Below are 13,772 nucleotides of genomic sequence, written 5' to 3' on the forward strand. Positions count from 1 at the left end.
GGCGCCGGAATGAGTTCACCCCTGAAGGTTTTCATTACCGGCGCATCGAGTGGCATAGGCCTCGCGCTCGCCGCCGAATATGCGCGGCGCGGCGCGATTCTCGGCCTCGTTGCCCGCCGCGGCGACGCTCTCGCCGCCTTCCAGCAGTCCCATCCGCAGAACACCGTCTCCATCTATTCCGTCGACGTTCGCGACGCCGAAGCGCTCGCCGATGCAGCCGCGCAGTTCATCGCGCGGCACGGCTTGCCCGATGTCGTGATCGCCAATGCCGGCATCAGCCGCGGCGCGGTCACTGGTCACGGCGATCTGCGCACCTTCCGCGAAGTGATGGACATCAATTACTTCGGCATGGTCGCCACCTTCGAGCCGTTCGCCGCCGCGATGAGCGCCGCAAAACGCGGCACGCTGGTCGGTATCGCCAGCGTCGCGAGCGTGCGCGGCTTGCCGGGCTCTGGCGCGTATAGCGCGTCGAAATCGGCGGCGCTCAAGTATCTGGAAGCGTTGCGCGTTGAAATGCGACCGTATGATGTCGGCGTGGTCACTATCGCGCCCGGCTATATCCGCACGCCCATGACCGAGCACAATCCGTACACCATGCCTTTCCTGATGGACGCCGATCGTTTCGCGGTGAAGGTGGCGCAGGCGATCGAGCGTCAAACGGCATTCGCGGTGTTCCCCTGGCAGATGCGCGTGGTGGCCATGCTGCTGCACGTGCTGCCGCGCTGGCTCTACGACCGCGCGTTCGAACGCGCGCCGCGCAAGCCGCGCGCCACCGCCGAAGCCGAGTAACTCATGCAACCTCGTGCGGTCGATGCAGCCGGCGTCGCGCACGAACCAGCGGGCGCCGCAGCGCGCATCGTTTCGCTGGTGCCGAGCATCACCGAACTGCTGTTCGCGCTCGGACTCGACAGCCAGATTGTCGGCCGCACCGGCTTTTGCGTGCATCCTCACGACAAGGTGCGGCAGGTACGCAAGGTCGGCGGCACCAAGGCCGTGAATCTCGACGCCATTCGTGCGTTGCGCCCCACCCATCTGATCGTCAATATCGACGAAAACGAGCGCGATACCGTCGAGCGATTGCGCGCGTTCGTGCCGCATATCGTCGTGACACATCCGCGGACACCGCAGGACAATCTGGCGCTCTATACGCTGCTGGGCGCGATCTTCGATCGCGCCCAGGAAGCGCGGCGCCTGAGCGATGCGCTCGAAGCCCGTCTGAGCGAAGCGACGGCGCGCGCGTTCACTCCGCAAAACGTGCTGTATCTGATCTGGCGCGAGCCGTGGATGACAGTGGCGCGCGACACCTATATCTCGACGATGCTGCGGCTCGTGAACTGGCACACGCTGCCGGACGTGCAAGGCGGTGCGGCAGGCGCCGCGCGTTACCCGACACTCGACTTCGACGCCGCGCCGTGGCTCGCCCAGGTCGACCGCATCCTGCTCTCCAGCGAGCCGTATCGCTTCACGCAGGTCCATTGCGACGCGCTGAAACGCGATCCGCGACTGGCCGGCAAGCGCATCGAGTTGATCGATGGGGAAATGGTGTCGTGGTACGGCGTGCGCGCGATTGAAGGCGTCACCTATCTGCTGCGACACGCGGCGACGGCGTGAGCGCAAGCCCGCTGCCCGCTCCATATGAATATGCGGATTATGTTGTTGTCGCCGCAACCACCCTTCGATAAGCTTTCGCGAAGGCCGACGCGCGCGTAGGCGGCATTGCCCGACCCATGCGCCAGCGCCGGAAACGTATCACAATAAAGACGACGGCTACGCCGCAAGGCCGCCCGTCCCTCGTCAACGGAACATAACCACACAACCAGACGCACTGCCTGACTGCGCTTGTTATGGGAGATCCTATGCGCTTCAAACTGCTCGCAGCCGCCGTACTGTTCACGGCGCCCGCGCTCGTGCTCGCCAAACCGCTGACCGTCTGTACCGAGTCGAGCCCCGACGGCTTCGATGTCGTGCAGTTCAATTCGCTCGTCACGACCAATGCGTCGGCCGACGTGATCTTCAACTCGCTGGTCTCGTACGACGAGGCCACGAAGAAAGTGGTGCCGGCGCTGGCCGACAAGTGGGACGTGAGCGCCGACGGCCTCACCTACACGTTCCATCTGCGCCCGAACGTGCAGTTCCAGACCACCGACTACTTCAAGCCCACCCGGCCGCTTACCGCCGACGACGTCGTCTTCACGTTCGACCGCATGCTCAACGACAGCAATCCGTGGCACAAGGTGACGGGCGCGAGCGGCTTCCCGCATGCGCAGTCGATGGGTCTGCCGAAGCTCATCAAGTCGATCAGCAAGGTCGACGACAACACCGTCAAGTTCGAGCTGAACGCGCCCGACGCGACCTTCGTGTCGATCCTGACGATGGGTTTCGCCTCGATCTATTCGGCCGAATATGCCGACCAGTTGCTGAAGGCCGGCAAGCAGGTCGATCTGAATTCGAAGCCGATCGGCACCGGTCCGTTCGAACTGAAGAGCTATACGAAAGACGCGGTCATCCGCTACGACGTGAACCCGACCTACTGGGGCCCGAAGCCGAAGATCGACCGTCTGATCTACGCGATCACGCCGGACGCCACGGTGCGGGCGCAAAAAGTGAAGGCCGGTGAATGCCAGATCGCTTTGTCGCCGAAGCCGCAGGATCTCGCCGATGCGAAGGGCGACAAGTCGCTCGCCATCGTGCAGACGCCCGCGTTCATGACGGCGTTCGTCGCGTTGAACACGCAGAAGAAGCCGCTCGACAGCCAGAAGGTGCGCGCCGCGCTGAACATGGCGTTCGACCGCACCACGTATCTGAAGACCGTGTTCGACAACACGGCGACACCGGCCGTGAACCCGTATCCGCCGAACACGTGGAGCTACGACAAGGCCGTGAAGGGCTGGCCATACGACCCGGCGAAGGCGAAGAAGCTGCTTGCCGACGCGGGCTATCCCAACGGCTTCGAAACGACGATCTGGGTGCGGCCGAACGGCAGCGTGCTGAATCCGAATCCGAAGGCCGGGGCCGAACTGCTGCAAGCCGACTTCGCGAAGATCGGCGTGAAGGCCGACGTGAAGGTGATCGAATGGGGCGAGTTGATCAAGCAGGCCAAGCAAGGCCAGCATGATTCACTCTTCATGGGCTGGGCCGGCGACAACGGCGACCCGGACAACTACCTGTCGCCGCTCTTCAGTTGCAACGCGGTGAAGTCGGGGATCAACTTCGCGCGCTTCTGCGACCAGGATCTGGACAAGCTGATCGCCGACGGCAAGGCAACGCCGGATCAGGCCAAGCGCGCGAAGGCATATGAACAGGCGCAGCAGATCATCCACGACCAGGCGCTGTGGATTCCGCTCGGGTATCCGACTGCGGCGGCGATCACGCGCACGAACGTGAGCGGTTATCACGTGAGTCCGTTTGGACGGCAGAACTTTGGGGCGGTGTCGGTGCAGTAATCGCCTTCGCGTTTGAACCTGTGAAAAAAAGCCCGGTTGCGAAAGCACCGGGCTTTTTTCATCGATACACCACCGCATTCACGCCGGCGAAAACCGAATCACACCATCCGCATCCTGCTTACGCTTCAACTCACCCGCAAGCCACAGCAGATGCAAGTGCGCCAGCGCTTCCCCCATCGCAAACGTCATCTGATGGATATCGAGTTGGCGCTTGAACATGAGCGGCACGATATCAGCGGCGCTCTGCGGTTTCTCTGCACACGCCTCGCGCACTTCGGCCAGACGCGCGTCGTGATGCTCGCGCAATTGCCGGATGCGGGTGCGCACGCCGCGAAACGGCTTGCCATGCGACGGCAGCACCAGCGTGTCTTCCGGCATCGTCTCGTAACGGCCGAGCGACTCCAGATACAGCGCCAGCGGCGAGCCTTCCGGCTCCATATCGAACACCGACACGTTAGTCGAGATACGCGGCAGCACCATGTCGCCCGAAATCAGCACACCGGTCTCTTCGCAGAACAGCGCGCAGTGCTCCGGCGAATGGCCGAAGCCGGTCACCACGCGCCAGGTCTTGCCGCCGATCTTCACGCCATCGGCTTCGCGCAAGCGGCGATACTGCCCCGGAATCGCCGGCACGAGGCTCGCATAGTAGCTCTTGCGATTGCGCAGTTTCTCGAGCGATTCCTCGTCGGTCACGCCGTGCCGCGCGAAGTGCCGCGCCGCGCCCTCGCCGCCCGCATTCGAGCCGTCGCCGGCGCCCATTACGCGCGCCTGCATGTATTCGCCGAGCGTCATCCATAGCCGCACGTCCCAGCGCTTCTTGTCGCCACCCGCGCAGATCCAGTGCGCGAGGCCGATGTGATCGGGGTGGCAATGCGTGACGATCACGCGCAGTACCGGCAGGCCGTCGAGCACCGAGTCGAACACTTTCTCCCAGTTCTCCTTGATCGTATCCGAGGTGATGCCGCAATCGACCACCGTCCAGCCCTGCTGGCCGTCGATCTCGTCGCGTAGCAGCCAGAGGTTGATGTGATCCAGAGCGAAAGGCAGCGGCATGCGCAACCAGAACACGCCTGGCGCGACTTCCATCGCGTGGCCCGCGTCCGGCAAGGTGTCGCTGAACGGGTAGTCGAGTTGATGTTCGAGTGCATTCATTGTGGGTGTCTTCCTCCGTCGGCCGTCCGGCATGGCGAGGTGTGCGATGCCGGGCGGCGTGGTTGCGGCGTGCGAGTGACGTACCGCCGCCGTACTGCGCCTGGTTGCGTTCAACTCAAGTTGACGATAACGTAAACGTCGATTCTATCGTTCAATCCGATTTTCTGCCCGGCCACGGAATGCCCCGATGAACACGCAATACACGATCACCGAGCTCGCGCGGGAATTCGACGTCACGCCGCGAGCCATCCGCTTCTACGAAGATCAGGGTTTACTCTCACCGAGCCGCGAAGGATCGAGCGGCTTGCGGCGCGTTTATTCGGGCCGCGATCGAACGCGTCTGAAACTCACGTTGCGCGGCAAACGGCTCGGCTTCACGTTGTCGGAGATTCGCGATCTGCTGGACGCGTACGAGTCGCCCACCGACACGGTGCCGCAGTTGCATGCGTTCCTCGCCACGGTGGCGCGTCATCGCGAAGTGCTGGAGCGCCAACTGGAGGACCTGAACGCGACGCTCGAAGACCTCGCGCAATACGAAACCCAGGCGCGCGCGTTGCTGGAAAGCGGCACGCGCGAAGCCAAACCGGCATGAACGGCGCTCGGCGAAATATTTTTTGTCGAAAGTTACGTCTGTTAAGGCATGCCAAACTGAGGCATTGAGCGGAGATAGTCTGAAAGTCGGCGAACGCCTGATAACGCGCGAAGGCGCCAGGGCACGAGTCGAGCGGCGCGATGCGTCGCGGGTCCACCCGAACGATACAATCACGGGTGTCTTCACGACATGAGACGAATGCACGGTCGACATGAATCACTTCCCCAAACTGTTGTCGTCGCAAATCGGCTTTGACCTCGCGCAGACGATGCTCGAAGGATTCGACCGGCATTACCGGATCTTTCGCGACGCCGCGATCCATGCCAAAACGCTCTTTGAAAAGGCCGACTGGCACGGTCTGCAGAAGCTCGCGCGCGATCGCATTACCTCATACGACGAGCGCGTCGACGAATGCGTCGAATTGCTCGAAGACGAATACGACGCGGAAAAAATCGACAGCGAAGTGTGGCAGCAGATCAAGCTGCATTACATCGGCCTTTTGACCACGCACCGCCAGCCGGAGTGCGCGGAAACGTTTTTCAATTCGGTGTGCTGCAAGATCCTGCACCGCTCGTACTTCAACAACGACTTCATTTTCGTGCGCCCGGCCATCTCGACCGAATATATCGAGAACGACGAGCCGGCCGCGAAGCCGACTTACCGCGCATACTATCCCGGCAAGGACGGGCTCGCGGCGACGCTCGAACGCATCGTCACGAACTTCCAGCTGGAGCCGCCGTTCGAAGACCTGACGCGCGACGCCGGCTGCGTGATGCAAGCGATCCACGACGCGTTCGGCGTGTTCGACGAAGCGGCCAACTTCCAGATTCACGTGCTCTCGTCGCTGTTTTACCGGAACAAGTCGGCATATATCGTCGGACGGATCATCAACGGCGATCTGCTGCTGCCGTTCGCCGTGCCCTTGCGTCACGTAACGCCGGGCGTGCTCGCGCTCGACACGGTGCTGCTCAAGCGCGACCAGTTGCTGATCATTTTCAGCTTCTCGCATTCGTACTTTCTGGTGGACATGGAAGTACCGTCCGCGTACGTCGAATTTCTCGGCACGATCATGCAGGGCAAGCCGAAGGCGGAAATCTATACGTCGGTGGGTTTGCAGAAGCAGGGCAAGAATCTGTTCTATCGCGACCTGCTGCACCATCTGTCGCATTCGAGCGATCAGTTCATCGTCGCGCCCGGCATCAAGGGGCTTGTGATGCTGGTGTTCACGCTGCCGTCGTTTCCGTACGTGTTCAAGCTGATCAAGGACAACTTCCCGCCGCCTAAGGAAACCACGCGTGCGCAGATCCAGGGCAAGTATCAGCTCGTCAAACGGCACGACCGTTTGGGCCGCATGGCCGATACGCTCGAATATTCGAGCGTCGCGTTGCCCCGCTCTCGCCTCGACGACGCGCTGGTGCGCGAGCTCGAAAGGGAAGTGCCGTCGCTGATCGAATACGACGGCGACAACCTGGTGATTCGACATATGTATATCGAGCGCCGCATGGTGCCGCTCAACCTGTTCCTGCAGAACGGCAACGACGAGGACGTCGAGCACGGCATCAAGGAATACGGCAACGCGGTGAAGGAACTGATGCAGGCGAACATCTTCCCAGGTGACATGCTGTACAAGAACTTCGGCGTGACGCGTCATGGCCGCGTCGTGTTCTACGACTACGACGAAATCGAATATCTGACCGACTGCAACGTGCGCGCGGTGCCGGCGCCGCGTAACGAGGAGGATGAAATGTCAGGCGAGCCGTGGTACTCCGTCGGCCCGCACGACATCTTCCCGGAAACGTACGGCACATTTTTGCTCGGCGACCCACGCGTGCGCCGTTCCTTCATGCAGCATCACGCGGACTTCTTCGATCCTGCGCTATGGCAACGGCACAAGGATCATCTATTGAAAGGCGAACTGCCCGACTTTTTCCCGTACGACGACAGCGTGCGCTTCTGCAACCGCTATCCGGAACGCTTTGCCGATGCCGCCGGCCGCGCATCGCCCGCGCCGGCCGCGCCAGCCGACGAGCGCAGCGTGCGGGTGGCGTGAAGCTCATACGCACCCGGCAGCGTTGACTGCCTCGTCCGAACCTTATGTAACGACATCGACCGGTCAATCGGTCGAGCAACCGCCAAGACGCAACATGAACACGAACGATTCCACTCCTGACAATCCGCTCTCACATCTGTTCGACAACAACGAAGCGTGGGTCGCCCGCAAGTTGTCCGAAGACCCCGAGTATTTCTCGCGTCTCGCGCATCAGCAGACGCCCGAGTATCTGTGGATCGGCTGCTCCGATTCGCGCGTGCCGGCGAACCAGATCATCGGCTTGCCGCCGGGCGAAGTGTTCGTGCACAGAAACATCGCCAACGTAGTGGTGCATACCGATCTGAACTGTCTCTCGGTGATCCAGTTCGCCGTCGATCTGCTGAAGGTCAAGCACATCATGGTGGTCGGCCACTACGGCTGCTCGGGTGTCGGCGCGGCGCTGCATGGCCGTCGCGTGGGTCTCGCGGACAACTGGCTGCATCACGTGCAGGACGTGCGCACCAAGCATGCGGCGCTGATCGAGGAATGGCCGCTCGGCGAGGTTCGGCACCGGCGGCTGGTCGAACTGAACGCGATCGAACAGGTGATGAACGTGTGCCGCACCACCATCGTCAACGATGCGTGGGCGCGTGGCCAGGAGTTGACGGTGCACGGCTGGGCGTACGGCGTGCATGACGGCAAGGTGCGCAACCTCGGCATGACGATCAGCGAGCCGGCCGCGCTCGATGCAACCTATCAGAAGTGCGTCGCGGCGGTGTCGGCGAGCGGCGCGCACAAGGCAGAGAACGACGTGGTCGCCGCCGATGCGGCGCAGCTCGGCGACGTGCCGGCTATCGTCGAAGGCGTAATCAAGGAGCTTAAACATGAGTGAGACAAAAGGTGATCCGATCGTCATCGTAGGCGTGGCTCGCACGCCAATGGCGGCATTTCAAGGCGACTTCGCCGCACTGACCGCACCGCAGTTGGGCTCGGTGGCGATCCAGGCGGCCGTGCAGCGCGCGGGCCTGAAGCCCGATCAGATCGACGAAGTGGTGATGGGCTGCGTGCTGCCCGCCGGCCTCGGCCAGGCGCCCGCGCGTCAGGCCGCGCTCGGCGCCGGCTTGCCGCTCGCCACCGGCAGCACCACGGTGAACAAGATGTGCGGCTCCGGCATGCGCGCGGCGATGTTCGCGCACGACATGCTCGCCGCGGGCTCCGTCGACGTGATCGTCGCGGGCGGCATGGAAAGCATGTCGAATGCGCCGTACCTCCTGCCCAAAGCGCGCGGCGGCATGCGCATGGGCCACGGCCAGGTGATCGACCACATGTTCTACGACGGCCTCGAAGACGCCTACGAAAAAGGCCGTCTGATGGGTACCTTCGCCGAAGAATGCGCGGCGTCGTTCGACTTCACGCGCGAGGCGCAGGACGCGTTTGCCGTCGAGTCGCTCAATCGTGCGAAGCGCGCGAACGAAGACGGCTCGTTCGCCTGGGAAATCGCGCCGGTGAAAGTGGAGAGCCGCAAAGGCGATGTCACCATCGATCGCGACGAACAGCCGTTCAAAGCGAACCTCGAAAAGATTCCGACGCTTAAACCTGCGTTCAGCAAAGCCGGCACGGTGACGGCGGCGAACTCGTCGTCGATTTCCGACGGCGCGGCCGCACTCGTCATGATGCGCGAGTCGACGGCGAAGCGGCTCGGTGTCGAGCCGATCGCGCGCGTGGTCGGTCACTCGACCTTCGCGCAGGAACCGGCGAAGTTCACCACCGCGCCGGTCGGGGCGATTCGCAAACTGTTCGAGAAGAACGGCTGGCGTGCCGACGAGGTCGATCTGTATGAGGTCAACGAGGCGTTCGCCGTCGTGACGATGGCGGCCATGAAGGAACACCATCTGCCGCACGAGAAGGTCAACGTGAACGGCGGCGCCTGTGCGCTCGGCCATCCGATCGGCGCGTCGGGTGCGCGGATTCTCGTCACGCTGATCGGCGCGCTGAAGAAGCGCGGGCTGAAGCGTGGCGTCGCGACGCTGTGCATCGGCGGCGGCGAAGCGACGGCAATGGGTATCGAACTGGTGTAACGCGCGTTTTCACAGCGCTTTATTTTGACGGCCTGGGGTATTCGATGAAGACAGTGTTGATCGTCGGTGCGTCGCGCGGCATCGGCCAGGAGTTTGTACGGCAGTACAAAAAGAGCGGCTGGCGCGTGCTCGCCACCGCGCGCGACGGCGCCGCGCTCGACGCGTTGAACGAACTCGGCGCCGAAACGTTTTCGCTCGATGTGAGCGCACCCGAGGAGATCGCCGCGCTCGGCTGGAAGCTCGACGGTGAACGGCTCGATGCGGCGATCCTGGTGTCGGGCGTGTACGGCCCGCGCACGGAAGGCATCGAGACGATTACCGCAGAAGACTTCGACCACGTCATGCACACCAACGTGCGCGGACCGATGCAATTGATGCCGATCCTGCTGCCGCTCGTCGAAGAGGCCGACGGCGTGTTCGCGGTGATTTCGAGCAAGATGGGCAGCATTGGCGACGCGAGCGGCACGACCGGCTGGCTGTATCGGGCGAGCAAGGCGGCGTTGAACGACGCGCTGAAACTCGCGTCGCTGGAAGCAAAGCGCGCCGTGTGCGTTTCGTTGCATCCGGGCTGGGTGCGCACCGACATGGGCGGCGCCCAGGCGGCGATCGATCCGGCGCGCAGCGTCACCGGCATGCGTGAAGTGCTGGCGCAGGCCGCGGCCGCGCACGACGAGTTCAACGGCCGCTTCTATCAATACGACGGCACGCTGCTCGACTGGTGAGCAACGAGCTTGCATGGGACCGGAGTAAGCGCTAAAGCGCCAACTCTGGTCGACTGCGGTGCATGGGGCCAGAGTAAGCGCTAAAGCGCCAACTCTGGTCGACAGCGGTGCATGGGACCAGAGTAAGCGCTAAAGCGCCAACTCTGGTCGACAGGAGACAGACTCATGGTGCTTGATCAGGATCACTTGATGGTCCGCGACGCGCTGCGCACCTTCGTGCGCGAAGCGATCACGCCGCATGCGGCGGCGTGGGATCGCGAGCGCACTTTTCCAAAGGACGTGCATCGGCAACTCGCCGGACTGGGCGCATACGGCGTGCTGGTGCCCGAAACGTACGGCGGCGCCGGCATGGACGCGCTGGCGCTCGCTTTGATTCTCGAAGAGATCGCTGCCGGCGACGGCGGCACCTCGACGGCCATCTCCGTCAACAACTGCCCGGTGTGCAGCATTCTGCTCACCTATGGCAATGATGCGCAGAAACGCGACTGGCTGACGCCGCTCGCACGCGGCGAAATGCTCGGCGCGTTTTGCCTGACCGAACCGCAAGCCGGTTCCGATGCTTCCGCGCTCCGAACCACTGCGACACGCGACGGCGACGCGTATGTGCTGAACGGCGTCAAACAGTTCATCACGAGCGGCAAGAACGGCAACGTCGCGATCGTGATGGCCGTGACCGACAAAGCCGCGGGCAAGCGCGGCATCAGCGCGTTTGTCGTGCCCACCGATACGAAGGGCTACGTCGTCGCACGGGTGGAAGACAAGCTCGGGCAGCATTCGTCGGATACGGCGCAGATCATCTTCGAGGACTGCCGCGTGCCAGCCGCGAACCTGATCGGCGCGGAAGGCGAAGGCTACCGGATCGCACTGTCGGGGCTCGAAGGTGGCCGTATCGGTATTGCCGCGCAAAGCGTCGGCATGGCGCGCGCCGCGTTCGAAGCGGCGTTGAGTTATGCGAAGGAGCGCGAAAGCTTCGGCGCGCCGCTCTTTTCGCACCAGGCCGTGCAATTCCGCCTCGCCGACATGGCGACGCAACTCGAAGCCGCGCGTCAGCTGATCTGGCACGCCGCGTCGTTGAAGGACGCCGGCCAACCATGTCTGACCGAAGCCGCGATGGCCAAGCTATTCGCTTCCGAAGCCGCAGAGCGGATCTGTTCGGCCGCCTTACAGATTCATGGCGGCTACGGCTACCTGAGCGACTTCCCGGTCGAGCGCATTTACCGCGATGTGCGCGTGTGCCAGATCTACGAAGGCACCAGCGACATCCAGAAAATTTTGATCGCGCGCGGTCTTGGCTGAAAGTCTGATGAATAAGCAACTGTTGGCAATGCAACGACCATCCGAGTGTCCCTGCGGCGGTGCCGCGCCCGACCAGCGCAGCGGCGCCAGGGCGCCGCGCTTCGCGCAGTGCTGCGGGCGCTATATCGACGGCGGCGAAGCGGCGCCACGCGCCCTTGAACTGATGCGTTCGCGCTATAGCGCGTATGTTGTCGGTGCAACGGATTATCTGCGCGCCACGTGGGCGCCTCACACCTGCCCCGCCGATCTCGACGTCGACCTGGCCGCACCCGACGCGCCGCGTTGGCTCGGACTGCAAATCAAGGCGCTCGCTGAAACCGGCGCCGATCACGCCACGGTCGAATTCGTCGCACGTTACAAGGTGGGCGGCCGCGCACACCGGCTGCACGAACTGAGCCGCTTCGTTCGCGGCGACGATGGCCGCTGGCGCTATGTCGACGGCGACGTCAGCGAATAAAGTCCCTTTCTGCCCCTTACAAGACGCCACAACGTCCTTACGCCGCGCTCACATATGGCCCTGATAGCAGGGCCATTTTTTTGTTGGCTCGATGCCACAGGACCCGCGCCGCGCCTGATTGTTTCGTTGCGCCAAAAACCGGCGAGGCCTGCATCGAGCGGCCTGAGGCGGCAAATCAGCACGCCGCAATTGATGGTTCGCGGGTTCTCCTTGATTGCACAAAACAAAATTGTCGTGCCAGGATGAGGCTGTAGCTTCATGACGTCACGTTGCGAGAGCCGGTCCATACCAACTCCGCAAAATGCGCAGGAAGCCCTGCCGGACACCAGACAGTGTGGTTCCGGCGGCGGTTTCAGGCAGCAGCCGTGACGCTCATCATCGGCGCGTGGGGTCGCGTCGGCCGTTTGGGTTCATCCCGTGCGATCTCGATTAGCGTGCGTGCGCCTCTGGCGCACTCCGTACGCGAGTGTGTTTTTGTTTGTCGAAAACCTGCCCGAAAGGCAAATGTCAGCAATGACTTTCGACGAACAGGCATCACGGTGTTCAGGGCAGGTTTTTGAGGCAGGTGCGTGAATGGTGTTCAGCAAGGTTCTGACGAAGTGTGCGGTGATCTGTGCAGCGGCTGCGTGCGCTGTCGCACTCGCACACGCCGATCCGCTCGCGGACACCCAGGCGGGGCCGTTGACCCGCGCGCACGTGCCGCGCATCGCGCTCGACGACGACGTCTATCTGCCCACCGCAGGTCTGAACGAACAGATCATCCGCGTACCGGTTGACGCAGCCGGCACCGTCACCCTTGAAACGACGATCTACAAACCGGACGGCGCTGGCCCGTTTCCGATGATCGTTTTCAACCACGGCAAGATCCCCGGCGATCCGCACACGCAGGAACGCAGCGACCCGCTGCCGTTCGCGCGCGAATTCGTGCGGCGCGGCTACGTGGTGGTGGCGCCGAACCGCCAGGGTTTCGGCCACTCGGACGGCGTGTATCAGCAGGATGGTTGCGACGTCGAAAAGAACGGCATCGGCCAGGCCGGCGATGTCGCCGCGACGGTCGACTTCATGTCGAAGCAGCCTTACGTGGACGCCACGCATATCGTCGTGGCCGGCACCTCGCACGGCGGTCTTGCAACGATGGCATACGGCACGGAAGCCGCGTCGGGCGTGCGGGCGCTGATCAATTTCTCGGGCGGCTTGCGGCAGGATGCGTGCAGTGACTGGCAAGGCAATCTGACGCGTGCGTTCGGCGCGTATGGCGAGAAGACCAAGGTGCCGTCGCTGTGGATGTACGGCGATAACGATTCGGTCTGGAACGCGCCGTTGGTGGCGGGCATGTACGCCGCTTATGGCGCGCATGGCGCGAGCGCGAAGATGGTGGATTTCGGCAACTACAAGAACGACGCGCATCGTCTGGTCGGTGATCGCGATGGTGTGCACGTATGGTGGCCGGCTGTCGAGGCGTTCCTTGCGCAAGTGGGGATGCCGACTGGTGTGCAGTATCGGGTGTCGGATCCGTCCATGCCAAAGGCGAGCGGGTTTGCTGCTGTCGATGCGGTCGACGCCGTGCCGTTTGTCGATGAAGCCGGGCGTAATGGGTATCGGAATTTCTTGCATCAGTTTCCTAGTCGGGCGTTTGCTGTTTCTGATTCAGGGGCCTGGTCCTGGGCTGAAGGTGGTGATGACCCGATGTCTGTCGCGGTCGCGAATTGCCAGAAGCAGTCTTCCGCGCCTTGCCGGTTGTATGCGGTGAATAATGCGGTTGTTTGGGGGGATCGGTCTTCCCAGACGGCTGATGGTGGAGTTGCTGCTGGTGGCGCCGATGCGCGGCGGGCTATTGCTAGTCGGGAATAAGGGTTGAGGGTTTTGCCTTGCTCGGCTCGTGTTTTTTCTCTGTGTTCTCTGAGGCGTTGGCCTTTCCTTGAATTCATGGTGGTCTATTGGCGTTGCCCCTGTGCGGGGCGGCACCTACTTTCTTTGCATGCCGCAAAGAAAGTAGGCAAAGA

12 protein-coding genes are annotated in these 13,772 nt (G+C 62.8%); 11 read left to right on the top strand and 1 reads right to left on the bottom strand.

The annotated features are described in order from the left end of the window. The first annotated feature begins 9 nt into the window (after nucleotides 1–9). The 3 genes from P0D73_RS15545 (at nucleotide 10) to P0D73_RS15555 (ending at nucleotide 3,443) form a co-directional block, all read left to right on the top strand. Entirely contained in the window at nucleotides 10–789 is a 780-nt protein-coding gene (locus P0D73_RS15545; RefSeq protein ID WP_408284031.1) for an SDR family oxidoreductase, read from the top strand. Between the two features lie 3 nt (nucleotides 790–792). Continuing rightward, a complete protein-coding gene (locus P0D73_RS15550; RefSeq protein WP_408431848.1) occupies nucleotides 793–1,611 on the top strand; it encodes a cobalamin-binding protein in 819 nt (272 codons plus the stop codon). Nucleotides 1,612–1,856: 245 nt separating this feature from the next. After that, entirely contained in the window at nucleotides 1,857–3,443 is a 1,587-nt protein-coding gene (locus tag P0D73_RS15555; RefSeq protein WP_408181145.1) for an ABC transporter substrate-binding protein, read from the top strand. Nucleotides 3,444–3,521: 78 nt separating this feature from the next. Here the strand turns inward: P0D73_RS15555 and P0D73_RS15560 are convergent, their stop codons facing one another. Next, a complete protein-coding gene (locus P0D73_RS15560; protein WP_408431850.1) occupies nucleotides 3,522–4,595 on the bottom strand; it encodes an MBL fold metallo-hydrolase in 1,074 nt (357 codons plus the stop codon). 187 nt (nucleotides 4,596–4,782) lie between these two features. On the opposite strand from P0D73_RS15560, the gene P0D73_RS15565 reads away from it, so the two are divergent. The 8 genes from P0D73_RS15565 to P0D73_RS15600 all read left to right on the top strand — a co-directional run bounded on the left by P0D73_RS15565 (nucleotide 4,783) and on the right by P0D73_RS15600 (nucleotide 13,620). Beyond that, a complete protein-coding gene (locus P0D73_RS15565; protein WP_132376260.1) occupies nucleotides 4,783–5,187 on the top strand; it encodes a MerR family transcriptional regulator in 405 nt (134 codons plus the stop codon). 211 nt (nucleotides 5,188–5,398) lie between these two features. Beyond that, a complete protein-coding gene (gene aceK, locus P0D73_RS15570; RefSeq protein ID WP_408431853.1) occupies nucleotides 5,399–7,237 on the top strand; it encodes a bifunctional isocitrate dehydrogenase kinase/phosphatase in 1,839 nt (612 codons plus the stop codon). A gap of 94 nt (nucleotides 7,238–7,331) precedes the next feature. Further along, nucleotides 7,332–8,108 carry a carbonate dehydratase gene (can, locus tag P0D73_RS15575; RefSeq protein WP_132376262.1) on the top strand — a complete coding sequence of 259 codons (777 nt, stop codon included), beginning with the start codon at nucleotides 7,332–7,334 and terminating at the stop codon, nucleotides 8,106–8,108. After that, nucleotides 8,101–9,294 carry an acetyl-CoA C-acetyltransferase gene (locus tag P0D73_RS15580; protein WP_408431855.1) on the top strand — a complete coding sequence of 398 codons (1,194 nt, stop codon included), beginning with the start codon at nucleotides 8,101–8,103 and terminating at the stop codon, nucleotides 9,292–9,294. Before can ends, P0D73_RS15580 begins: the two co-directional genes overlap by 8 nt. A gap of 44 nt (nucleotides 9,295–9,338) precedes the next feature. Further along, nucleotides 9,339–10,016 (top strand): SDR family oxidoreductase, encoded by a 678-nt coding sequence (locus P0D73_RS15585; RefSeq protein WP_408181140.1) that lies wholly within the window; start codon nucleotides 9,339–9,341, stop codon nucleotides 10,014–10,016. A gap of 165 nt (nucleotides 10,017–10,181) precedes the next feature. Beyond that, on the top strand, nucleotides 10,182–11,312 hold the full coding sequence (locus P0D73_RS15590) for an acyl-CoA dehydrogenase family protein (protein WP_408431857.1): 1,131 nt from the start codon (nucleotides 10,182–10,184) through the stop codon (nucleotides 11,310–11,312). A gap of 7 nt (nucleotides 11,313–11,319) precedes the next feature. Then, on the top strand, nucleotides 11,320–11,769 hold the full coding sequence (locus P0D73_RS15595) for a YchJ family protein (RefSeq protein ID WP_408431859.1): 450 nt from the start codon (nucleotides 11,320–11,322) through the stop codon (nucleotides 11,767–11,769). Nucleotides 11,770–12,342: 573 nt separating this feature from the next. Beyond that, nucleotides 12,343–13,620, top strand: coding sequence for a dienelactone hydrolase family protein (locus P0D73_RS15600; RefSeq protein WP_408312782.1), 1,278 nt, complete (start codon nucleotides 12,343–12,345; stop codon nucleotides 13,618–13,620). Nucleotides 13,621–13,772 lie beyond the last annotated feature (152 nt).

The organism is Paraburkholderia sp. RL18-101-BIB-B (genome assembly GCF_046026985.1).
Lineage (GTDB): Bacteria > Pseudomonadota > Gammaproteobacteria > Burkholderiales > Burkholderiaceae > Paraburkholderia.